General features: G+C 41.0%; 1 protein-coding gene. It reads left to right on the top strand.

What is annotated here, in order from left to right:
• Positions 1–406, top strand: a 406-nt coding sequence (locus R7Q09_RS26395; protein ID WP_318143972.1) for a hemerythrin domain-containing protein, incomplete at its 5' end; no start/stop codon positions are given.
• Between the last annotated feature and the right edge of the window lie 235 nt (positions 407–641).

Here is a 641-nt window from a genome sequence, read left to right as displayed (position 1 = left end):
GGAAAAAATTCATCATCCGAAAGAAGATATTCTCTACCATCATTTCCTCAAGCATTACGGTAAGCAACAAACCATGGAAAACTTGGAGAAAGAGCACCAAGAGCTTGCCGAGAAGACCAAAGAGTTTTCGATGCTCATTGAGATGATTTTGCAAGATGCGGTTGTTCCTCAAGACATCTTTATTGCTCAGCTAGAAGATTTCATTGAGTCGCAAAAGCGTCACCTTGAGCTCGAAGAGAGAAAAATCCTGCCATTAATTGAAGAGCTTTTTACTACTGAAGACTGGCAACACGTCGAAAGCCTATGGACAGAGAGCGAAGACGACCCTGTATTTGGTGACACGATTGCGGATCGCTACAAACAGCTTGCCGAGCGCGTTCGTCAAAGCGATATGGAGTTTGTTTAACTCACTCAAAGCCCGAGTATCTATAAATCTTGCTCGGGTTTATTTGTGGTAATTCTTATTCTTTGAGAATTGAATGGAAATTCAACATAACCAATTCTCGATAAAAAGAACGGCTAATTCTCATTGAGTAAGAATTCCGTCCACGTAAACATTTAGACGTAGAGAATCAGGACATGTAACCCCGCTCTATACAAAAACAAAAGGCACCGTTAGGGTGCCTTTTGTTCAAATTAGA

This window comes from Vibrio sp. 2130-1 (genome assembly GCF_033339515.1).
The sequence above is the reverse complement of the archived record's forward strand: the minus strand, read 5'-3'. Positions and strand labels throughout refer to the sequence as shown.